Raw genomic sequence first — 22141 nt, 5'->3', positions numbered from 1 at the left:
ACACCAGCGGGCGTGTCGCCGCAAAGCATAGAGCAGCGTTTTTCACATCGTCACTGAGTTCTCTCCGCGATGGGTCTCAGTCGATTGTCGTTGCGAAAACTGCCGTTGAAGTCAACAGCCGGCTAGTGTTCCATTCGGCTTGAGGCTGCCGGGGCGAATCGGCAGTCTCATTTCATTGCATACGATAGTAGTCACGGTGGTTACGCGGCCGCCTATCGCGGACGGCCGTCTGCCGCAATACTACGTAGCGACACGCGTTGTTGGCAGCACGGCGATGACGAGGCGCTTACCGATGGCTGGAACCTCATAGTCGGGCACCGGCGTAAAGAACGGCTTCACACCTGCGCGTACGAGGCAGTCGACATGTTGCAGTTGAGCCAGAAATTCCTCGGCATCAACGGAGTGAACTGCGCCATCCAGACCCTCAATGCCACCCGCCCGATTCTGTTGTTGCGTCCAACGCGCAGCCGTAAGGTCCTCTGTGGCCTGCTCGACCAACTCACGGTCCTCAGGGGCGAGCGTGGAAGACAATGCGAAGCTCACGACGTCTGTCGCGTCCAGTAGTCCCTGGAGAACCTCCGAAGACTGCGCATCGACCCATGCGTTCTGCGGAATACGCCCGACCAGTTCGTTGTAGTCGGCAACATCCAGGAAGGTCGCGACCTTGATGAACAGCCCGATGGGCACACGCCACCCCAGCTCTCCCTCCTCAACCTCGAGTTTTTCGGCTAGGCTAGCCCTAGACATCCTCCTCTCGGCTAGCATACGGTCTAATGCATCTTCATTGAGCACCACGGATTCAGGTAGTCCGCTCCCGGCCGGGTAGCGAATTGTGGCGGCCGGCTTCGCCAGAGAATGCATGAGGTCACGCTTTGCAAAGCGTTGAGCACGCTTCAGCAGCGATTCGGTCACGGGATGCTGGGAAATGTAGTTGGTAACGCGAAGAAGCGGCTCGGTCTCGCGTAAGGCATAGACGATTGGCAGCGACTCCTCTCCAATCCGAATCGCTGAGCCATCCGCTACGGCCTGTCCCACCTGCTCAGGCGTCCAACGTTCGAGCAGCGCGGAGTACGCTTCAAGCTCGTGTCCAACGGCGACGCGCAAACCGCCGCGCCATACCTCGAGTTCGCCACTGTTTTTGTGGCCGACATTCCCGTACCGCGCGCACGCATAACCAACGAGGATGCCTGGGCTTCCCGCCTCTTCAACTGTGCGGCGCAAGGCCCCGAGAAAGGTCGGCATTTCCTCAATCCATTCGGACATGCGGCCTTCGTCGGAGAGCATCAGCAGTGCGATGGCGTAGCCAGGCTGCATTACTTCACCGAAAGTGCACATCACCGCCCGGTGATTGCGCGTCAGCGTGGCTGTGAAAGGTTGATGAAGCTGCGACGCAAACGTCGCTACCCCGTTCAAGAAAGCATGGGCGGCGTCGGTGAATTCAGCACACTGCCCTTGCACACCTTCGTGACCGACCGCTGCGAACTGAACACCGAACGCAAGAGTTTGCTGGCGGTCATTCATGCCGCGACGTCCACGGAGCTGGGCGGCGACCTGTGAAGCCTGCATGTGGCCAAGCTTGACCCGTTGCAGCTGCAATCGCTGTCGAAGCGCGGCAGTCAGCTGCGCGTCGTGCAGGTCAACGAGCGCTTCGACGGTTGCACGTGCCGAATCAGGAGAAAAGCCGGAACGACCCACAAACGCGTGGAGGATAGCGGCCTGTTCGGCCAGAGAGGGGATGGCGAAGTCAGACATGAGACGTCCTTGACCAATGGAGGGCTTTCATGGTCAGGCGGCACGCGTTACCTGAGCGCCCTCCTGGTTAAGGAGTCAACACTCAATGTGGGGGTGAGGCGGTCTGGCTTTGCCTGATGCGTTGCGTGCGCGTGACGGGTGCCAACTTACCCGGGCAGGGCGTCCCTACCTGCTCTTTAGAATACGCAAAAACATTCACGTTCGTCAAGTAGGCGGAATTTTCGTACTTGCGCGGAGCGCGTCGTGAGACGACGCTAGCCCGTGTAGCTGGCGCCGGGAGGCCGGTTGCAATGGGCTTGCCGACACTGTCGCGACCCGAACTCATCGGGTAGTCTCGGCGCCCTTCAAATGCCGCCTACCGCCACATTTTTGGAGCGTGCAACCCTTGCTCTTCCGCTGCTTTCTCGTCAGCCTTCTGCTGCGCCACCAGTTGGTGGCGTAGGCGCTCGAGTTCCTCAAAAAACGCCCGCATATTTCTTTCGTCGAGAACGTTCTCTGAGGCGTTTTCGGGTTTCATTTTTTGTCTCCGGTTAGCTGTATGCGGTTAGTGTAGTTACCGCAGACAGGACCGTTCTATGAGGCTTACCGAGACCATTGCGACCGAGGATAAAGTTTACGCCAGCGCTATTTACAATGACTGAGTGACTGCTGAAGCAGAGCGAAAAACTTACGTCGTCAGTTCCTGCGGCGCTGATGAATGTTGCCGCTACGCCGCCAAGAGCGTTTTTCGGATTTGATATCTCGGCGACCCAGACGTGCGGCGGCCAGCTTATGTCGTTGAGCTTCTCCTGCTCCTCGACTTGAAGTCTATTGACTGACGAGCACACGTGGCGCTTCATTACTTCCCAAGACCTGGCAAAGATACGTGTAACGGACTCGTTGCGTGGCGGCGTCCAAAGTGAAGGCCCGTATTGGGCAACGAGCTTGGAGAGCACGGTCTTCGCGCGGTCGAAGTCGATAAAATCTTTCCAGGGAAAGACCGTCGCGAAACCACGTATGTGTTGAACCTGATATCGCCGGGTGTCGTTTTTCTCAGTTTCTGAAACGATGCAGGGGACGTAGTGATACGGGAAATGATGGTCGTCTGATACGTAGAGACCGGTGATAACGCCACGCAAGGTTACCCCTTCGGTTGAGCTCGGCATCACGCGTTCGGAGTCTAGTCTGTATCCGACCACGGCGACTGCATGCTCTCTCTCGCGGACTTCGGCCAATATCGGAAACCCAGAATCTACATATGCTACGAGAGTGTCAAGGAACGTCGCCTCATCGTCGTCCTGTATCCACGTAAGTCTGCAACTCGGAATGACAGTTTCGAGCAATTTTGCTGCGGCCTGGAGGTTCATGCCATCGTTCGATGGCGCGGAATCGGGCGACATTCTCAACACTGTGTCGTTGATTTCCCTCAGGCTCAAAATCCTGTCGCTCCAGCCCATGGCGTAACAGTGGCGAAAAATCGACCAGCTCCCAATGTACGCACACGTAGCCACCATTGGCAACTGGTTCATCCAGGCAAAGCCAGTGACTTGTAGTGAAAGACCGTTGACGCTCAAGCGGTGGGGTGCGACGTTCAAATGCCCGTGTGCACCAACCGTGCGTGGGTCGATAACCGTGCTGCCTACAGCTAATTCGGTCAGGGGGCGCAAGGTCACGAAGCCGCGATACCGTGCAGCAACTTCTTCCTCGGGCCTAGAGAACTGTCCAGAATCAATATTGTAAGTGACACCAGCAGCGAAGAAGTGAATTCGCACGCACTCGAGGTGCTCGCTGTCTGATAGCAATTCTGAGGAGAAGTAGCTTCGGTCAAAGTCCTCATCCGTGCAGGGCCGCTCTAGCATTATGGAACGGATTTCGGTCGATAGCTGGTCGGCCCACTCCGGCATTCTGTCAGGTAGGTATTGCGGGACGTGCTCCTCGATTAACGCTTTTATCCCGCCGGGATTCGCGACTTTGTGCCATGTGAATTGCGACATGTTTGTTTCTTGTCGATTTTGATGCGGCAACCGTGAGACGGCTTCCGCGTTGGAGTGCGGGCAACGCGAACAGAAAGTTCTCAGCGGGCGTCGGGAGGAGCGGCGCGAAGCAACTCGGGAATGGCAACTCCAAGGACGTTGGCCAGGTCCTGCAAGTCCACCACCATTGGATTCGCCATCCCATTCTCTAGCCGTCCGACATACGTGCGAAACCGGTTAGCTTTCACTGAAAGCAACTCTTGGCTGAGGCCCTGCCCCATTCGAAGGGCTTTTACGTTGGCAATGACGCGCGCGAGCGGCTCCTGGCTCTCGGGGCGCTGCTCCTCGAGCGGACGGTCAGACAGGAAATCCAAAACATCGACGTCCAGTTGTTGAGCGAAACGGACCAAGGTAGTCAGGCGAAGGTTCGCGCGCCGCTTCTGCTCAAGAGCGGCAAGATTTGGCCGGGATACCGCCGCCTTCGCGGCCAGTTGGTCCTGCGATAGGCCTTTGCGTTTTCGAATTTTTTGAAGTCTCTCGGAAAGCCCGAGCGCGACTGCTTCGTCGAGTGTTGGCATGCCCGAACTTTGGCTCGCCTCACATTTCTTTTCTACTACTCAGAAAAAGCACGCTTGAAAGTATCACTCATATAAAGATACAATGGTTGTTATTCCGCACTCTTGCTGCCGCAGGCAGCGATTGCGGGCGTCCGCAGTTTCCGGAAGATTGATAACGCTTGCCTGCCCGGTTGGGTCGGCAATTGAAAAGTAACGTCGGTCGAACGTCGGACAGACGGGTTGCCTTGTTGCGACGAGAGTTGAAGGTAAGTGTTGACGCTCGCGGAGCGTTCGCACGGCACCGAGGAAGAGGGAGCGTGCCGGAGCCGCTCACGTCGAGTTGACAACCTTGCTGACAATGTACTGCGGATTATCCCGTGACAGTCCACATAGCCGGGAGGGAGCGTGGTCTTCGTTTTTTTCTGCGTTGGAGGTGTCTTGCCGCCTATGCGTCGGCACCCATCGCTCATGACGCGGGAAGGTGCACCCGAAGCAACTCGCGAGCTTGAGGTCGATGCATTACTGCTGACTCGAACACTGGTCCCCTATCCGGGGGCGGTGATTGTCGTAGCGAATGATTGGCCCTTTTACTATGACCTCGAGGAGTTGCGCTCTTCGCGTGAATTCGGGCGACGCATCGTCAATGTCGTCAGAACGCTGGGAAGCACGAAAGAATCGGCAGTGCTCGATTTCATGTCGGGGCGCGCAGAGCCATTCATCGTTATTGCGTCACCGGACTTTGAATTCACTCAGTTGACGGATTCCAGGCGCATCGACGTTGGCCTGGAACAAGGGTTTGACGAAGAAGCTCAAGTGAGTCTTCTCGAGCATCTGCGTCTGTTAGGCGAGCAAGCGACGAATCCGCTTTCTGAAGATGACATGCTGCGGGCCACTGTCGGTTCGCGGGACCTGCGCCGCGCGCGCAAATACATATCGCCCATTCGTGCTAGCGGTGACGTAGCGTTTCAACATAAGCTCCGCTCCCTCATCGGCAAGGAGGGAATCCGGTGAGACTTCAGATTGCGTCGGATTTACATCACGACCTTGCCAACTCAGGTTCGACCCGTCGAAAGTCATCAGTGTGTAGCGCAACCAGGAGCGTTGTTATGTCGCTTTACTTCTTGGCCCCTTGTCATGTCGTGCTCGAAAGATGGTCTATTCGCGAAAGGGAAGATACCGGTGAACGTCATTTTGTGGGATTCGATACCGTTAACAACGACGGTCGAGTTAGTACTCCCATTCGCGTGTTTGACCCGGTCACCCGCACTGGGTCCACAGCTACAGGAAGCACGTACCGGCTCGTCGGACGCGCAGGCCATGACAGAGATGGTGAATACGTGTGGTCTCGCGTGGTAAGGATTTGGGAAATAAAGGGTTGGAAAGACGTCACACCAGACCCGGTGCCCGATTGGCGGCAAGCACTAGCGGTTGATAAGCTGGCCGGCGACGACTGAGTGGTGTTCCATCGATAGTTGTGGTCCCGATTTGGCGTTTGGTCCTTCGCGCCGTGAGGGAGAACTGTGTGGCCGAAGTATCCGAGGAGAGCGAATTGACCACGGCGGAGGAAAGAACTCGCGCACTGTTGCGTGCTCGCGATTTGATTGTTGAGCTTTCGCTAGCCGAGTCGCCGACACAACTGGAGACCCTACGTGACAAGGCCATAGCCGTGCTTAGGCATTACCCAGACCGGGGTGAAATTGAGTTAATTGCGAAAGGTGGCCGCTGGCTCGAGTGGCCATGCTGAGCGCCCGCCCCACGGCAGCGACTCTGCTCAGATTCCAATCTTAGCCGCGAGATAAAGCGCTCATCATCATGCGTAAGGCGACACCGCGTTTGCCAGGAAAAATGCTGCGAGATGCAATGCGAGCGCGTCGACAGATGATGCGCGACGGCGAACTTGTGCCCGAAGACGAATTTCGTCGACTGCGCGGAGTTACACCCACTCGCCTTGCACGCCTGAACAAGAGCGGCAGTGTATTTTCGATTGAAATCGATGGGAGTGCGTATTACCCACGTTTGCTCGTCGACCCCACGCACGACGCGCGGCGTTTGGCGTACGTATGCCGCGTTTTGTGGCCTGCTCCACCGGCCTCCCGGCTTGACTTTCTAACGTCAGAAAATAGCGCGCTTGGTGGCATCACACCATTGCAGGCGCTGGCAATCGACTGCAGCTATCGAGAATTACTGACGCATGCGAAAGGCTGGGCATCGGAGTTTTGCCTGACAACCGTGATGGTGTGTAAAGGGGAGTTTCTTCGCGATATTGAGTTGCCCGTTGTCTGCACGGGCTATGTTGAAGCGGACCCACGAGAAAGCCTGTGGCGTCGAGCGGCCGAGGCACTCCAAGAAGGGGGGAACTTGCGGCCAGACGGCCCATATTGTCAAGCTAAGGCGGCGACGGTCTTCGTTTCTCGAAATACTGCAGGGAAACCTGGTGAGCCGATGGAGGCCAGATTTGACGTGATTGTTGCCAAGGGTCTGGCACACACTGGAGTAGTGACTGCCGACGCTCCTCGCTGTGACCTGAATCCGGTGCGCGTAGACAAGTCTGATGACATTGTTGCTGTTATACGGAAAATATTGGCGGCATGCGGATGACAATACGCATACGCGCTGACCGACCGTACTGTGAGCATCGACTTGCGGCGTAGATTGACTTGGTACATGCCCGCCAAGCCTGTGCAATAGCGCGAGACTAAGCAAAGACGACTGACGGGAAATTTGATGAAAGTGCGCAAGACGAAACGCGCGCGGGGCCGCGTTACACCTGGCTTCGGATACTTATCTAGCGACGAAGCGGCGCTCGTATTGCGTGTGTCGTGCGAGTGTTTTGATGGTCTGGTCCGGACGGGCAAGTTGGTGACAATCCGGCGCACGCGAGATGGCCGTCGGTGGTTCTCAATGGCGACCTTGCTAGCATATAAAGAGCGGAGCAAGGTCCGGCAACGGGCGGGGCTAGATAAGATGATGGAAGCAACGCGGCGCATGGGTCTTTATGACGCAGAGCTAGAGGGACTACCTCCCCGCTGAGATGCTGATTTAGCCCCAATTGGCCGTGTAAATCTCAAATTTGAAGTTTATGCGGCCAATTCTTTCAAATCGGCAACTTGCACTGCTCGACAGCTCGCGAAGGTAATCGCTGACGTACGACCAGACAGGGTGTATGTAGAGCGGGCCCGTCGTAGGATTTGTGACTTAATAGGCAGAGCAAATGCGTTTGCAAATAGCCTCGGACCTGCATCACGAGTTCATCGCTCCGGGCCGGCCGGGTAGTGAACCGATTGCGCTCGCTGACGGCGTTGACGTTCTGGTACTTGCTGGCGATATCCACTCGCACGCGAATGGGTGCAACCTGTACCATGACTATCCCGTACCCGTCGTGTATGTACACGGAAATCATGAGCTGTACCGCAGTGAGTTCCACTCAATGGTGTACCAACTGCGCATGAACGCAAGCGACAGCTCGATTTGCCTCCTTGAACGAGACGAAATCGTCATCGATGGCGTTAGGTTCATCGGCACCTGCCTGTGGACCGACTACAGCCTTCAGCCGGTCTGGAAGCAAGTGGCTATGAGCCAGGCGGAAATGTCCGTCACTGACCACCGTCTGATACGGTATACGGGCGCAAGAGCATTCTCGCCGCGCAACGCTGAGGCTGAACACGCGAAATCGCGCGCTTGGCTTGAGGAGAAACTCCGAACGAGCTTCAATGGACCGACCGTAGTTGTGACGCATCACGCGCCGCACCCCGAGTCGATTCCAGCAGAACACAAGGACGACGTCCTCAGCGCTTCGTTTGCCAGCGACCTCACCCCACTGGTCGAGCGTGCCGACGTATGGATTCACGGGCACATTCACGCGTCATCTGACTACCAGGTTGGTCGCTGCAGTGTGATATGCAATCCTCGTGGCTATCCGAATCGGGTGTCTACCAGGACCGGTGTGACATCGACATTCGAGAATTCGGCGTTTGACCCCGCGTTCGTCGTCGACATCTGATGTTGCTTTTATCAAGCATATCGAACGCTCGCGGAAATCCACAGTTTTCACTGGATGCCCCATGAGAACAGCGAACTTTTCGGTATGAACGAACCGCCTCTGACATCAGTTTCGGTGCACGCTGGCTCTTATCTCGCGCACGACTTCATGTCTGCGATGCCACTCGTCTGCAGAGGTGTGAGGATGAGCGTACATGGGGAAACACTGTGGGAGCGAATTGCGCTCGCTCTGCAGAACCTGCAGCCTGCGGGGCCCTACCCGCAAAGCGACGCTTTGACTGTTTTTGTGCGCGACAATAGGGTGTTGACGGCACGATTCGACGTGAGCGTAACGTGGCGTGGCGCGATTGCGTGGATTGTTGTCGGCAACATCCCGCGCATCAAGCATGCGCCGATACCGGTGGACTACGGCGATGACGTAGTGACCGTTGCTCGCAAGATTTTTTCGGCGGGGTTGCCGCAATGAAAGGGAAACAGAAGTGCCCGACAACTTCCGAAACGGCACCATGCCGGCAGGAGTAACGGGCGCGTAACCGGTTCTTATTCTAAATTGCTGGCAGGCACGGTGCAGAGCCTTAAGTCACTGCGGGCTGACGGAACATGACGGTTGGGTTCTCTGTCGAGCTCGGCCATCTGCTCGAATCAGCTCACGCATGAGTATCCGCTCAAATGTGAGCGGATACTGAGCGGATTCTGAGCGGATTAACCCCGGCGGCTAGGCGTTGATGATATCGGCCTCTGGGAAGTGAATGAAGCCTTCGCATGTCAGGTGCTGTACTGTCGAGACAAACTTGGCATAGCTCCCGAGAAATATAACGTTGACGGAGGGGCTATCGCGGTGGGACATCCTTATGGAATGACTGGAGCAAGGCTGGTTGGGCATGCCCTCATAGAGGGAAAGCGTAGAGGAGTTAGTTACGTGGTAGTTGCGATTTGCGTAGGAGGCGCCTACTTCATTACGACGGACGAGCGCATCTTGAAAAAGAGGAGCGAACTGCGACGCATCTGCTCGGCGGTCATCGTCAAACCGACCGAGTTTCTTGGCATCTTGGAGACGTACGAAGCAGCCGACGCTGGGTCGACCGAGCCCCGTGCATAAATTGCGGCGCATAGCCGTGACTGCTCCGGTGGCTACAGTCGAGTCTGGCGCTGGCTCGATTACCTGAGCGCAATTGTCAGTTGCCCGGTGGCACAAGCGACTCTCTGGCCCCACCGGGCACACCACGCCGACGACATTTTATTGGGCCTGCGCTGCCTGACGTTGCACGGCTTGCTGTTGGGCGTGCTGTTTCGCAAGATGCCTGCCGACCATGCACCCGCCAACTGCCCCGACGACAGCATGGTGCCCCGCGTAATGCCCAGCGACCCCACCTACAACCGCGCCTTTGAGGCAGCCAGCGGCGTTCGCCGTTCCTATTGTTGCCAAGGTCAGGGTAGTGGCCAGCAAGGCGATTTTTATCGGGCTAGCTTTCATTCGAAAGTACTCTGAGGTTGTATTTTCCGCATGTGGCGCCGTCCGGCGTCGATTCAATATCCGTCCCGACCGCGCTCGCGCCAGTCGTGCTCACGCCATTCCTGGCGGCGCCATTCCCGTTCACGCCACTCACGACGCTCGCGCCATTGCCGGGCACGCCAGTCGTCGTCACCGCCGTACGCGACGGCAACAGGTGCGGGAGCATACACAACGGGAGGCGGCGGTGCGTACACTGGCTCTGCCGGTGCATACACTGCTCCGGGGATTCCGAAGCCGATGGCGACGTCGACGTGCGCCGATGCCGCTGTTGATGCTGCCAATACTGCCAGACCGACTGCTGCGCCAAGAATCTTCTTGTTCATTTCGCTACTCCTCGCACGTTGTGTGCAATGTCAGTGACCACGGTGCGAAGTGTAGGAGGGCATATTGGACACAGGTGAAACAGCCGTGCGAGATTGGTAACGCGGGATTACTTGAAGAACCGTGTCGAGCTTCCCTATCCGGCTTTCCTTGAGCAGGTGCGCTGATGTTCGGTCGTCTTGAATTCGACCATCACGTGCCGGTGTGCGGACAAATGAAAGACGAGTCGATGCTCAGCGACGCCAGCATTCGGTTGTACGCATGCGAATATTGCAAAGAGGTGCTCAGGCCGAAACTCGGGGATTGCTGCGTGTACTGCTCGTACGGCACCACCAAGTGCCCTCCGATGCAGCAGTCTGGCTCTTGCTGTGGGGGCTGAGGCTTTAGAGCGGTTCAAGGCGGCTTACAGAAGGTTACCGGAGAGACAGGGCGGTTTCACCTGGTGGTCTTTCGGTCGCCTAGGATGAAAGTGGAGTGTATCGGGGCACTCGGGCTGCCTGCGTGACTGTGTCGCCATACGGTAGACCGTTCTAAGACGGAATCGCGAGGATTGCTCGCCTGACCGATGTATTGACACGTCGAGAAAGTGTGGCGGGCGGATGCGTGACGAATGGCATGCCGACGCTTCCCACAACCTCTTGCAACAAGCAAAGATGAAAACCATTCTTGTCGTGGATGACGAATTCGGCGTCGTGAAGGCGTGGAAACGCATCCTTCAATTAGAAGGCTACCGAGTTGTGACCGCTAGCGATGGCCGTGAGGGGCTTGTCGCCGCTAACGAGCATAAGCCCGACCTCATCATCACAGAGTGGTTGATGCCAATAATGGATGGCGTTGAGTTTTGCCGCCGCCTGAAGCTGGAACAAGAGTTTGCGCGAATTCCTGTCATTCTCACCAGCGCTGACCCTCTGGACCCCGGCGATATAGCAGTATGGGATGAGTTTTGGCTTAAGCCCGTGTCCATCGAGATGCTGATAGTGTCGGCACAACGCCTTTTGAATGCGTGTTCATGAGGTATCTAATGTCTTCTCGAATGGCGAGGTCTCGAGGCGCGGGTTGTACCGGCTAACCGTGGCTGTCTACCCACGCTCGCGCCCAAGCGAGCCCGGCCTGCTGTGCTTCTTCGTCGGTATCGAAATAGCCAAGCACGCCAGACGCTTCAACCAGTTTGTTGTTTTGCGTGATAGTCCCGCTTGCTGCGTAGCGCTCCGGCTGCAGGATATCTTCTTGCTGCAAGATGGCGTGGCCCCAAAAGTTATAACCGTTGTAGCTCTCCGACTGCATCAGCGGGAGACCTCAGCGGCCGCGTCGCGGGAATCAACGCGAAGTATGTTGCCCTCAGGCGTTATCTGGCGGGGAATGTCAGACAGGTCCGGCTCCGGCGTTTTCGCCGTTACGCCCGTCGACGCGGTGTGTCGCTTCATCGTGAGCGTCGGCGCAGGAGTAGTCATCGGCGCCCGAGGAGTTCGTGCTTTCACGAGACGCGGCATGTTGCGCGTGTGCTTTATCTGCTTGTGACTTGTCGTGCGATGCAGCGGAATGCCCCGCGCCTCCGGGGGATTCCAGATTTCTTTATATACACCAGTTGCAAACGCAGACGACGTGAATCCGAGCAGCAACAAGGCACAACCCAAAATTTTCACCGTTCCTTCTCCTTTTTCCCTCGCTTGAGCCAATCACGGCAGCAGACTCCCTGACCGACACATTCGCCCTCACAACCGTCGCAATAGTGTCGGTCGTGAATCGAATCATCGACCTGCCAAGCGCTGTCGCCCGAAGGCGTCGCTGTCCCGACGGCGTGGCCATTTTCGCACGCGTAGAAGAACGGCTCTCCGGCTTTCCCGCGCCTGACCGCTTCGTCAATCACCTCGTCGCCGAACGCCGAGCGCAATTTTGCGACGAAGGCCACTGTCTCGGGCATCGGATGGCCGACCTTGCGAACGCGTGCATCCATAGTTCAGCCTCCGATTAAAAGTGACAGTTCACTGTCGCAAAATTGCGTGTACGATACTGTATGGATATACAGGTTTTTCGATGCCGCATGTCTACCGCTAGCGTTACTGCCGAAGAGATACACCCGTCCTTGTGGCGGGCGTCGCAGCTTGCGCGTGGCCGTGGGCGGGTTGTTGATACCGGCTACCCAGCGCTTTCAGCCGAGCTGCCGGGTGGTGGTTGGCCGGTCGGGGCGCTGATAGACCTTTTGGTGCAACAAGCCGGCGTGGGCGAGCTTAGGCTTCTGCGCCCAGCGTTGAGTGCGGCAGGCAACCGGCCGATTGCCCTCGTGCAGCCGCCGCATACGCCGGACGGTCTTGGGCTGAGCTACATCGGCCTCTCCATTGACCGGGTTCTGCGCGTGAACGCGAAGAAAACGGCTGACGCACTCTGGTCGGCGGAGCAGATTCTCCGAGCGGGTAGCTGCAGTGCGCTTATTTTTTGGACGCAGTACGCACAGGCGTCATCGCTTCGACGTCTGCACCTCGCAGCGCAGTCATCTGAAACGCTTTTTGTAATGGTCAGGCCTCTGGCGGCTGCGCAGGACTCGTCTCCGGCGCTCCTCCGACTTGCATTGAGACCATCAACCGACGGCTTGAACGTCGACATCGTGAAACGACGAGGGCCTTCTCGCGCAGAGCCTCTGTCGATTCCTCTTCAACCAACACCCGTACTGCTTTCCCGTCATGCGCGTCTTTCTCGCCGTTCACTTGCCGAAGTTGCCGCTCGAGGTGTTCCGACCGAAGTGGTCTCCTGAGCCGGCTCACGGCAGTGCTGTGCTTGAGAAAGACAAGGTTGTCATCGCCGACGGCGCGGCTCGCGCGGCCGGCGTGCGTCTTGGTATGAAACGCGGTGGGGTGCTCACCCTGTCTCCCGAGACGGAGATACACGAGCGTGACGCGGGTCGCGAAGCAGCTGCGCAACGTGAGGTAGGCGTGGCCTTGATGCGATTCTCGCCGGAAGTTGCGTTGCTTGATGAAGCGACAGTCGTTGTGGAGGTCGGCGCGAGCCTGCGTCTGTTCGGCGGCCTGCTTGCGCTCTGCCGCGAAGCAAAGGCGGTACTGGCGACGCTGGGATTTACGGCGCGTGTCAGCGCGGCTCCTACCGGCCAGGGTGCATGGCTACTAGCAAAATTTGGGAACCGGCGAGTGTTGAAATTGGCATCGCTCGAGCAACGGCTGTCAATGTTGCCAATGATGGCTGTACCGGAGGTCCGCCAGTTCGGAGAGTGGTTCTCTGGGCTTGGTTGCGAGACCATCGCAGACATCCGCCGCCTTCCACGCTCTGGCCTACAGCGGCGTTGCGGCGAACACTTGCTGGATTCGCTCGACCGCGCGTTCGGCACCGCGCCAGAACTGTTCGACTGGCTCGAGCTGCCGCCAACATTCTCTGCACGCATTGAGATGCCGGACCGTCTCGAGCATGCTGACGGCGCCGTCTTTGGCGCGCATCGACTGATTGTTCAACTGTGCGGGTGGCTTTGCGCGAAGCAGCTCGCGGTCACGGCGATAAAGCTACTGCTCGAACACGAACGTGGGCGCGACGCTATCGAGCCGACAACCATCGACATTGCGCTGGGCGAGCCGACCTGGAAGGAGGAGCATCTCGTCAGACTGCTCAAGGAGCGGTTGCACCGGATTGAGCTGGCTGCACCGGTTATTGCGCTGCGACTCGATGCGTCGAAAGTGGAATCTGCAGTGCCAGCTTCCGACACGCTATTCCCGGAACCGGGAGGTTCGAAGGAGGACCATGCACGCCTTCTTGAGTTGCTCGTTGCGCGCCTCGGAGAAGACAACGTTCTTCGCCCAGCGCCCACCGCCGACCATCGCCCGGAGGTCGCAAATCGTTGGGTGCCGGTGACGCGCAAGTTGAAGCAGGAAGCACTTCCGCTGGGCCTTCCGAGACCGACGTGGATGCTGGACAGCCCTGTGCGACTGTTGATGCGTCAGCATCGTCCCTTCTATGGGTCCCCATTGCGTATGGTGTCGCCAGGTGAACGCATCGAAGCTGGCTGGTTTGATGGTGAGCTGGTGACGCGCGACTATTTCGTGGCGCAAGCGGAGGACCAGAGTTGCTACTGGATATACCGTGAGCGTGTCAGCAGTCGCGACGCGGAGGAAGAGCAGCGGTGGTTCCTTCACGGACTGTTTGGCTGATGCGCCATGGACACTACCTTCAATGTCCTTCCGGCGTATGCCGAGCTTTTCTGTCTCTCGAACTTCAGCTTCCTGCATGGCGCTTCGCATGCCGAGGAGCTATCCGAGCGCGCAGCACTGCTCGGCTATTCGGCACTGGCTGTCACAGACGAATGTTCGCTAGCTGGTGTTGTGCGTGCGCACGTCGCAGCGAAGGAAGCGAAGCTGCCGTTTATCGTCGGCTCGTTCTTCCGTCTGGTCAATGCCGATGGCTCGCCAGCATTCGGACTAATCCTCCTCGCTCAGAACCGGGAGGGATACGGCAACCTGTCTGAACTGATTACGCTCGCGCGCACCCGGGCAACCAAGGGCGAATATCGCCTGACGCCGCAGGACCTCTCCCGTCCCGAGAAAGAATATCGGCACCTTCGCGGGATGCCGGATTGTCTTGCCATTCTCATACCTGATTTCCCGGCAAAGGAGGATGTCCTTGCCGCACAGGTCGAGTGGCTGGACGATACCTTCACTGGCCGAGCCTGGGTAGGTTTGGTGCTCCACCAACGCGCGATGGATGACATTCACCGTGGCTCGGTCGAGTTCATCGCACGCGGACTCGACGTCCCCGTTGTGGCGCTGGGCCATGTCGTCATGCATGTGCGCTCGCGCAAGCCACTGCAGGACACGATGACCGCCATCCGTGTCGGCAGGCCAGTACACGAGTGCGGTTACGACCTCGCGCCGAACGCCGAGCAGCATCTGCGTTCTCGGCTCCGGCTTGCGAATCTCTACCCCGTCGAAGCACTGGCGGCGACCGTAGACATTGCGGCGCGCTGCACATTCTCACTGGACGAGTTGCGCTACGAGTACCCGGATGAGCTCGTACCGGCCGGTTTCACGCCGGCGGCATACCTACGGCAGGAAACCTATGTCGGCGCCCAGCGGCGTTTCCCTTCAGGCATTCCGTATAAGGTCCAGGAGCAGATTGAGCACGAGCTTGAACTGATTGCCGACCTCCAATACGAGCCATATTTTCTGACCGTGTACGACATCGTGCTCTACGCGCGTAGTCAGCACATCCTTTGCCAAGGGCGCGGCTCAGCGGCAAACTCAGCCGTCTGCTATTGCCTGGGCATAACGGAGGTCGACCCAGCGCGCGGCAACATGCTGTTCGAGCGGTTCATCTCGAAAGAGCGCGGCGAACCACCAGATATTGACGTTGACTTCGAGCACCAGCGGCGCGAAGAGGTAATTCAATACATCTATCGCAAGTACGGTCGCGACCGAGCGGCGATTGCGGCGGCTGTGTCGACGTACCGGCCTCGTGGCGCACTGCGTGAGACTGGCAAGGCGCTGGGTGTCGAGCCACAGATTGTCGACGCCGTCGCAAAATCTCATCATTGGTTCGACAATAGCCAGGACCTTTTGGTGCGATTCGCGGAGTCAGGGCTCGACCCGGAAACCCCGCTCATCCAGTCATGGGTGAGACTTGCCTCACAGCTGTTGAACTTTCCACGACATCTATCTCAGCATTCGGGGGGCTTTGTCATCAGTCGCGGCAAGCTGACGCGTCTCGTGCCCATCGAGAACGCGGCGATGTCTGACCGCAGCGTGATTCAGTGGGACAAGGATGACTTGGAGTCCTTGGGCCTTCTGAAAATCGATGTGCTCGCATTGGGCATGCTGTCAGCTATCCGGCGTACCCTGGACATCGTCTCGGAGCAGCGTGGCGAGCGTTTTGAGATGCAGGACATCCCGTCCGAGGACCCCGCGACATATGAAATGATTTCGGCTGCCGATACCGTCGGCGTCTTTCAAATCGAATCGCGCGCGCAGATGAGCATGCTACCGCGTATGCGCCCTCGAACATTCTATGACCTTGTCATTGAGGTCGCTATTGTTCGGCCAGGTCCCATCCAGGGCGGCGCCGTTCATCCGTATCTGCAACGCCGCCAAGGCTTCGAGCCTGTGACGTACCCAAGCGATGCGCTAAAGACGGCCCTCGGCCGGACGTTGGGCGTGCCGATTTTTCAAGAACAGGTCATGCAAGTAGCCATTCTGGCGGCCGGCTTCACTGCCGGCGAAGCAGATGCACTCAGGCGCGCCATGGCTGCGTGGAAACGCAAGGGCGGCCTCGAGAAATACTACGACCGTATCGTCAACGGGATGCTTGAGCGCGGCTACGAACAGAGTTTCGCCGAAGGCATTTTCGAGCAGATTAAGGGCTTCGGCGAATATGGCTTTCCCGAGAGTCATGCAGCGAGTTTCGCCTTACTCGTCTATGCAAGCAGCTGGCTGAAGTGCCATGAGCCGGAGGCATTCCTCGCAGCGATGCTTAACTCGCAGCCGCTAGGGTTCTACTCGCCCTCTCAGTTGGTCCAAGATGCACAACGCCACGGAGTAACAGTGTTGCCAGTGGACGTGACTATCAGCGGATGGGATTCGGTGCTTGAACGGCATGAAGGGACGCAGCGTCCTTCCGTTCGGTTGGGACTTTCTCTGCTTAGAGGGATGAAAGACGGCGCTGCCGAGCGAATCGAGAACTCACGTGCCGTAAGACCTTTCGAAAGCGTCAATGACATGGCGCGTCGAGCGCAACTGGACAGGCACGACCTACATGTCCTCGCCGATGCCAATGCCCTAGCTTCGCTCGCCGGGAATCGCCGCGAGGCCCTCTGGCAGTCCGTCGCCGCCGTCCCTGACAGAGATATGCTCGCTCAGGCGGCTGTATCGGACGAAACACCTGAACTCGGTGCTCCGTCGGAAGCTCAAGACGTTGTCGCGGACTACAGGTCGGTTGGTCTCACGCTCGGTCGGCACCCCGTCGAATTGCTGCGTCCGCAATTGATGGCAAACAAGCTGATGCCCGCCTCTACGCTGCGCACGTACCGCGACGGGCGACTCGCTCGTGGCTGCGGCATTGTTACTGTGCGCCAGCGGCCAGGCACAGCTAGAGGCGTGATGTTTGTCACGCTAGAAGACGAGACCGGCAACGTAAATGTGATTATTTGGCCGAGCCTGCTCGAAAAGCAGCGCAAAGAGGCACTGGGCGCCTCCTTACTAGCGGTGTACGGAGTCTGGCAATGCCAAGGGGAGGTCCGTCATCTCGTAGCCCAGAGACTCGTCGATATGTCTCATCTACTGGGTGGGTTGCAATCCGCAAGCAGAGATTTCTGCTGAAGAGGCTGGCGCGCTCGCCGTATGCCACCGTGCGAGGTCCCACGCGGACGTGTTGACCCGCTCGCATAAGCCAGCTAGCCCTACTAGGCCTTGAGTGCGGAAGCCAAGACGCAGGGCATGGGAACCCGTAGTTCCCCGACACGGTTCCGATACGCCTCGGCGTCGTGTGCGACGGCCCGTTCAATCAACGCCAGCGCGGCCGGCGTCTGGGCGTTTAGCGTCGCGGCAACTCGGACGCCACCGCGCATGAGCGCGTGAAACGGTGTATCCGGCGCACGAAGCACCAGGGTCTGGTCCACTTCGCGTACGTCCGGTTGGACGAACCCGGCGTCCAGCAACGCGCGCCTCGACTCCTGCCAGTCGCTGAAGCGAAAGAAGGGTGGTCCCGGCGGCACTGGCACATCGGTCGTCCCGTGCTCCTCGATTGCCCTTAACACCATCGCGAAGCCAACTGCCTTGTCCGGCGTCGCGCAGACCGTAAAGGCAATTCTGCCGCCAGGTTGAAGCACGCGAAACGCCTCCGCGAGCGCACGCTCAGGGTGCTGAAAATGCGACATCCCGAAACTGATACCCACTGCGCCGAAGCCTTCGTCGGGAAAGGGCAAATCCTCCGCGTCGCCTACGCGGAACTCGAGTCCCGGAAAGACGCGTCGTGCCTTTTCCACCATCGCGACCGAGAAATCCACGCCAGCGACGTCCGCACCACGGCGCGCGGCTGCAGCAGCGAGGTAGCCAGGCCCGGATGCGACGTCGAGAAAACGCGTGCCACGACCAATGCCAAGCGCCTCGAGCATCGCGGGGTTCGACTGGGTGGTCAAATCACCGAAATACGTGTGATAGGGCTGAGCGACCCTCTCCCAGCCTTGGTGCTCGAATGTGCCGAAGTCGACTTGTCCCATGCTTGCCTCCCACTCGTTTGATGCCTTTACGTGTTGGAGCGCAGGCCTTCGTGTTCTCCGTGAGAGGCGTATGTCCGTCTGTCGAGGAACAATCCAGGCTGGCCAACTAAGGCCAAACAACTGTGTGGTGCAGCGCACCAACAATCATCGTCCAGAGCCGCCGAACATGCGCTTTTGGGCTACTCTTCTTTTTGTTGCTATCTTGCTGAAGCATACGCCGTTGCTTGCTTTTGGCGCTATGGTTAAAGTGGTTGTTGAAGCTCTCGATGCGGCGCGGGAAAATGGCGTCGAACATCGAGGCACCCGGTTCTTGGTTAGCATTTTCGCTGTATCTGGCGAATGGGTTGCGAAAGTACCGGTGTACGGGAGCAGCAGATGAAAGACGTAAAGGCGCAGTCACTGCGATACCAAGTGGAAAAATGGCTCACCCCTACCACGCCAGTGCATGTAACCGCCTTCGGTCGTACCCGCTCAGGCAGAGCCCGCTACGTGTGCGTGGAGACTTGGCTACCGACGGGTTCGCACGCGCTGTTCTTCTTCCAACACGACGACGGTTACTGGAACGTGTTTCCGCCCCTGGCTGACACGGCACAACTGCGCGTGCGGCGCACAGGCACGCACGGCGGTTAAGTTACCTCCGCCCTCAGGCTATTCCGTCGCCTGCGCCGTCTCTTTCCCGGCTGACCCGCGTTTGACGCGACGCACCGATTTCGTCTCCGCAACCTTGCTGCCCGTAGTTTTCTCTGAAGCGGCGCCCTTGCCGGCAGCCTTCCTGCTCGTGTGCTTGACCGGCGCTGCGCCGGCTGGACCTGCTATCAAGAACGCGGTGCGGTCCTTCACTGCCTTAATCCATGCGGGCGCCCGGCCATGGCCGGTCCATTCGGCGCCGGTCTTCGGGTCGCGATACTTTGGTATGCTGATGAAGACTCTCTTTGCCTGAGCACGGCTCCTGCGCCCGAAAATGTCCTTTTCGGTGAGTCCGTATTCGGCGACTTTCGCGCGAATGTCGTCAACGACAGCTTGAATTTCGAGCGCCTTTGCTTCCTCCGTTTGACGGGCAAGGTCGGCCAATTCTGCCTTGAGTTCGTGATACGTTGCCATTTGGCGCCTCCTCGTATTCTTCAGCGGGTCCTGTTCATAGGATAGCGCGACGGTGGACGACTGCAATTTGTGCAGGTTGACGAAAGGCGTCGTCCGGGAGTATGTCGGGGACCGCGCAGCACGTGAGGTCCTACACTTAAGCCATGCCCGCCATTTCCGACCCGACACGTTTGCCGCTGTCCCGCTACCGAAAAAAGCGGGACTTCGATGTCACGCCTGAGCCGGCGGCATCGGCTGAAACCGCATCAGCTGAGAGCGAGCGCCTGGCCTTTGTTGTGCAAAAGCATTGGTCTGGCCGACTGCACTACGACTTTCGACTTGAACTCGACGGCGTGTTGATGTCCTGGGCCGTGCCGAAAGGGCCCAGCTACGACCCGAAGGAAAAAAGGATTGCGATTCATGTCGAGGACCACCCGCTTGATTATGCGAGCTTCGAAGGCACGATTCCGCCCAAGCAGTACGGCGCCGGCACCGTGCTCGTGTGGGACCGTGGAACGTGGGAGCCGGTCGGCGACCCGCACGAGGGGATGAAAGTCGGAAAGCTCGTGTTCCAACTCCACGGCGAAAAGCTCGCCGGCATGTGGGAGCTGGTGCGAATAGCAAAGCCGGACGACCCGCAGGACCTGTGGCTGCTGTTTAAGAAAAATGACGAGTGGGCGCAACCGCTCACGCAATACGATGTCGTTAAAGCGTTACCTGACAGCGTCGTCGGGAAACCCCTCGGACTTGCGGAAGAGCGCGAACCCAAGTCTGCTCGGCCCACGCACGGCGCTGATTCGGCAATCGACCTCTCTGCAGCCGTACCGGCTCCGCTTCCCGCAAAAATCGAGCCGCAACTCGCGACCTTGGCGAGCTCCCTGCCGACCGGAGGCGACTGGATAGCAGAGACCAAATTTGACGGCTACCGAATGCTCGCGCGGATAGACAAGGGCCGTGTGCGATTCTCCACCAGCGGCGGCCATGACTGGACGAAAAAGCTGATGAGTCTCGCGGCAGAGGTTAAAAAACTCCCCGTCTCGAGTGCATGGCTCGATGGCGAAATTGTCGTGCTCAAGGATGGCATCCCTGATTTCGCCGCTCTGCAGAATGCGATAGACGGCGCTTCCAACAAGAACATCGTCTACTTTGCGTTTGACCTGATGTATTTGGATGGACAGGACCTGCGGAAGGTGCCACTGAGTGCAAGGCGCGCGCTCCTCGCGCAGCTTTTGGAAGATGCGGGCGAGCGGATTCGCTTCAGTCAGGACTTTCAGGCGCCACCGGCACAAGTATACCAAGCCGCCTCGGAATTGGGTCTGGAAGGCCTAATGTTCAAGCGTCGCAATGCGCCTTACGTATCGGGGAGGTCGCAGACGTGGTTCAAGGCAAAATGCAGGCTTCGCCAGGAGTTCGTCATCTGCGGCTTTACCAATCGAAGCACTGCGCCCGGTGAGGTTGGCAGCCTGCTACTCGGTTACTACGATGATGGCAAGCTCCGCGATGCCGGCAGCGTTGGAACCGGTTGGGATGCCCGTACTGCGCGAGACCTGTGGACCCGCCTTACCCCGCTTGAAGCGGATTCCGTGCGATTTGACGTCGCCACCGCCAAACCACGGCGGTGGTCCAGGCGCACCGCCGGCAGCGAGCGCTGGGTCCAGCCGGTATTGGTCGCGGAGGTTGAGTTCGCCGAGTGGACCCCCGACGGTCTCGTGCGGCAGGCCTCCTTCAAAGGGTTGCGCTTCGACAAGTCGGCAAGCGACATCACTCGCGAAGCCGCCAAGACATTAGCGTCGAAACCTGCGCCAGACGTCAAGGTTACCCACCCGAACAGAGTGATTGACCCAACGACCGGCATCACCAAGCTTGACCTGGTCCGCTATTACGAGAGTGTCGCGCAGTGGCTGTTGCCCCACCTGAAGGACCGTCCGCTGGCGATGCTGCGCGCGCCCGCCGGCATCAACGAGGAAATGTTCTTCCAGAAGCATGCGGAGACGACGAGGATGCCAGGTCTGAAGGAACACGACCCGAATCTGTGGCCTGGGCACCGGCCCTTGCTGACAGTCGACACGCTTGACGCGCTCATGTCGGCGTCACAGATGAATGTTGTCGAGTTTCACACGTGGAACTCGACGGTGCAAAGGCTCGATAGGCCCGACCGGGTCATCTTCGACCTTGACCCTGGCGAAGGGCAGAAGTGGGGGCAGATGCAGGAAGCCGCGCTGCTTGTCCACGCCCTCTTGACCGAATTGGGGCTCAAGGCGTGGCTCAAGACGAGCGGCGGCAAAGGGTTACACATCGCTGTGCCCCTGATGCCCAAGCAAGACTACGATGCCGTGAAGGGGTTCTCGCGCGCATTTGTCCGACATCTCGCCAAGACCATTCCCGAGCGATTTTCGGCAACACCCGGGCCTTCCCATCGCGTCGGCAAGGTATTTGTCGACTACCTGCGCAACGGAATGGGCCAGACGACTGTCGCGGCCTTTTCCGCCCGGGCTCGGCCGGGCATGGGGGTCTCGATGCCGGTGTCGTGGGAGCAGCTTTCCGCCCTGAAGAGTGGCGCGCAGTGGACCGTGCTGACGGCGCGCGAGTACCTGAGCTTCCAGACCCAAGACCCGTGGGCCGATTACTGGTCAACGAGGCAGTCGTTGGCATCAGCAATGAAGCGTCTACAATGATTCGACTGGTGGCCAGCGCAGGAATGTGGGACGTTCCGAATGCCAGCTGGAGACCCGGAGCCCCGAAGGGGGCACATGCATTGCTTGGC

At 58.6% G+C, this 22141-nt stretch carries 21 protein-coding genes and 2 pseudogenes; 13 read left to right on the top strand and 10 right to left on the bottom strand.

Features of this window, described 5'->3' with window-relative positions:
- Positions 1-240: 240 nt before the first annotated feature.
- The 4 genes from P3T21_RS00525 to P3T21_RS00510 form a co-directional block, all read right to left on the bottom strand.
- A complete protein-coding gene (locus P3T21_RS00525; protein ID WP_429253978.1) occupies positions 241-1752 on the bottom strand; it encodes a hypothetical protein in 1512 nt (503 codons plus the stop codon).
- Between the two features lie 355 nt (positions 1753-2107).
- Positions 2108-2269, bottom strand: a complete 162-nt coding sequence (locus P3T21_RS00520; protein ID WP_429253977.1) for a hypothetical protein — start codon at positions 2267-2269, stop codon at positions 2108-2110.
- Between the two features lie 13 nt (positions 2270-2282).
- The gene (locus tag P3T21_RS00515) at positions 2283-3725 is read right to left on the bottom strand and encodes a hypothetical protein (RefSeq protein ID WP_429253976.1); all 1443 of its coding nucleotides are present in this window, start codon (positions 3723-3725) and stop codon (positions 2283-2285) included.
- A gap of 80 nt (positions 3726-3805) precedes the next feature.
- Positions 3806-4282, bottom strand: a complete 477-nt coding sequence (locus P3T21_RS00510; protein ID WP_429253975.1) for a helix-turn-helix domain-containing protein — start codon at positions 4280-4282, stop codon at positions 3806-3808.
- A gap of 447 nt (positions 4283-4729) precedes the next feature.
- Between P3T21_RS00510 and P3T21_RS00505 the strand changes: the two genes are divergently transcribed.
- From P3T21_RS00505 to P3T21_RS00480, 6 genes and pseudogenes are all read left to right on the top strand, one after another.
- On the top strand, positions 4730-5272 hold the full coding sequence (locus tag P3T21_RS00505; RefSeq protein ID WP_429253974.1) for a hypothetical protein: 543 nt from the start codon (positions 4730-4732) through the stop codon (positions 5270-5272).
- Positions 5273-5735: 463 nt separating this feature from the next.
- The gene (locus tag P3T21_RS00500) at positions 5736-6005 is read left to right on the top strand and encodes a BPSL0761 family protein (RefSeq protein WP_429253973.1); all 270 of its coding nucleotides are present in this window, start codon (positions 5736-5738) and stop codon (positions 6003-6005) included.
- 68 nt (positions 6006-6073) lie between these two features.
- Positions 6074-6859, top strand: coding sequence for a hypothetical protein (locus P3T21_RS00495; RefSeq protein ID WP_429253972.1), 786 nt, complete (start codon positions 6074-6076; stop codon positions 6857-6859).
- A 613-nt stretch (positions 6860-7472) separates the two neighbouring features.
- Entirely contained in the window at positions 7473-8261 is a 789-nt protein-coding gene (locus tag P3T21_RS00490) for a metallophosphoesterase (RefSeq protein WP_429253971.1), read from the top strand.
- A 183-nt stretch (positions 8262-8444) separates the two neighbouring features.
- Positions 8445-8726, top strand: coding sequence for a hypothetical protein (locus P3T21_RS00485; RefSeq protein WP_429253970.1), 282 nt, complete (start codon positions 8445-8447; stop codon positions 8724-8726).
- Positions 8727-8975: 249 nt separating this feature from the next.
- Positions 8976-9206 (top strand): annotated as a pseudogene (locus P3T21_RS00480) (acetyl-CoA C-acyltransferase); the annotation flags it as partial.
- Positions 9207-9497: 291 nt separating this feature from the next.
- On the opposite strand, the gene P3T21_RS00475 reads toward P3T21_RS00480, so the two are convergent.
- Together P3T21_RS00475 and P3T21_RS00470 are read right to left on the bottom strand one after the other, a co-directional pair.
- A complete protein-coding gene (locus tag P3T21_RS00475; protein WP_429253969.1) occupies positions 9498-9734 on the bottom strand; it encodes a hypothetical protein in 237 nt (78 codons plus the stop codon).
- 53 nt (positions 9735-9787) lie between these two features.
- Positions 9788-10096, bottom strand: a complete 309-nt coding sequence (locus P3T21_RS00470) for a hypothetical protein (protein WP_429253968.1) — start codon at positions 10094-10096, stop codon at positions 9788-9790.
- 164 nt (positions 10097-10260) lie between these two features.
- Here P3T21_RS00470 and P3T21_RS00465 point away from each other — a divergent pair, with 164 nt between their 5' ends.
- The gene (locus tag P3T21_RS00465; protein WP_429253967.1) at positions 10261-10473 is read left to right on the top strand and encodes a GDCCVxC domain-containing (seleno)protein; all 213 of its coding nucleotides are present in this window, start codon (positions 10261-10263) and stop codon (positions 10471-10473) included.
- Between the two features lie 220 nt (positions 10474-10693).
- Positions 10694-11107 (top strand): response regulator, encoded by a 414-nt coding sequence (locus tag P3T21_RS00460; RefSeq protein ID WP_429253966.1) that lies wholly within the window; start codon positions 10694-10696, stop codon positions 11105-11107.
- Between the two features lie 52 nt (positions 11108-11159).
- On the opposite strand, the gene P3T21_RS00455 is transcribed toward P3T21_RS00460, so the two are convergent.
- On the bottom strand, positions 11160-11378 hold the full coding sequence (locus P3T21_RS00455) for a hypothetical protein (protein WP_429253965.1): 219 nt from the start codon (positions 11376-11378) through the stop codon (positions 11160-11162).
- Positions 11379-11733: 355 nt separating this feature from the next.
- Positions 11734-12015 (bottom strand): hypothetical protein, encoded by a 282-nt coding sequence (locus P3T21_RS00450; RefSeq protein ID WP_429253964.1) that lies wholly within the window; start codon positions 12013-12015, stop codon positions 11734-11736.
- Positions 12016-12135: 120 nt separating this feature from the next.
- On the opposite strand from P3T21_RS00450, the gene imuA reads away from it, so the two are divergent.
- From imuA to P3T21_RS00435, 3 genes are read left to right on the top strand one after another with little or no spacing between them, the layout of a single operon-like run.
- Complete coding sequence (gene imuA / locus P3T21_RS00445) at positions 12136-12843, top strand: translesion DNA synthesis-associated protein ImuA (protein ID WP_429254497.1); 708 nt, start codon at positions 12136-12138, stop codon at positions 12841-12843.
- Positions 12773-14242 (top strand): Y-family DNA polymerase, encoded by a 1470-nt coding sequence (locus P3T21_RS00440; protein ID WP_429253963.1) that lies wholly within the window; start codon positions 12773-12775, stop codon positions 14240-14242. The genes imuA and P3T21_RS00440 overlap by 71 nt, the downstream gene beginning before the upstream one ends.
- 6 nt (positions 14243-14248) lie before the next feature.
- Entirely contained in the window at positions 14249-17398 is a 3150-nt protein-coding gene (locus P3T21_RS00435; RefSeq protein WP_429253962.1) for an error-prone DNA polymerase, read from the top strand.
- Positions 17399-17481: 83 nt separating this feature from the next.
- On the opposite strand, the gene P3T21_RS00430 is transcribed toward P3T21_RS00435, so the two are convergent.
- Positions 17482-18297: a class I SAM-dependent methyltransferase gene (locus tag P3T21_RS00430; RefSeq protein ID WP_429253961.1), complete on the bottom strand. Its 816-nt coding sequence runs from the start codon at positions 18295-18297 to the stop codon at positions 17482-17484.
- 124 nt (positions 18298-18421) lie between these two features.
- Between P3T21_RS00430 and P3T21_RS00425 the strand changes: the two genes are divergently transcribed.
- Entirely contained in the window at positions 18422-18676 is a 255-nt protein-coding gene (locus P3T21_RS00425; RefSeq protein ID WP_429253960.1) for a hypothetical protein, read from the top strand.
- Positions 18677-19110: 434 nt separating this feature from the next.
- Here P3T21_RS00425 and P3T21_RS00420 read toward each other — a convergent pair.
- Positions 19111-19398 (bottom strand): annotated as a pseudogene (locus P3T21_RS00420) (H-NS histone family protein); the annotation flags it as partial.
- Between the two features lie 143 nt (positions 19399-19541).
- Between P3T21_RS00420 and ligD the strand changes: the two are divergent.
- Positions 19542-22052 carry a DNA ligase D gene (gene ligD / locus P3T21_RS00415; protein ID WP_429253959.1) on the top strand — a complete coding sequence of 837 codons (2511 nt, stop codon included), beginning with the start codon at positions 19542-19544 and terminating at the stop codon, positions 22050-22052.
- Positions 22053-22141 lie beyond the last annotated feature (89 nt).

This window comes from Paraburkholderia sp. GAS334, from assembly GCF_050436625.1.
In the GTDB taxonomy this organism is placed as follows: Bacteria; Pseudomonadota; Gammaproteobacteria; order Burkholderiales; family Burkholderiaceae; genus Paraburkholderia.
Note: the sequence above shows the minus strand (reverse complement) of the source record. Positions and strands in the feature narration are given on the sequence as shown.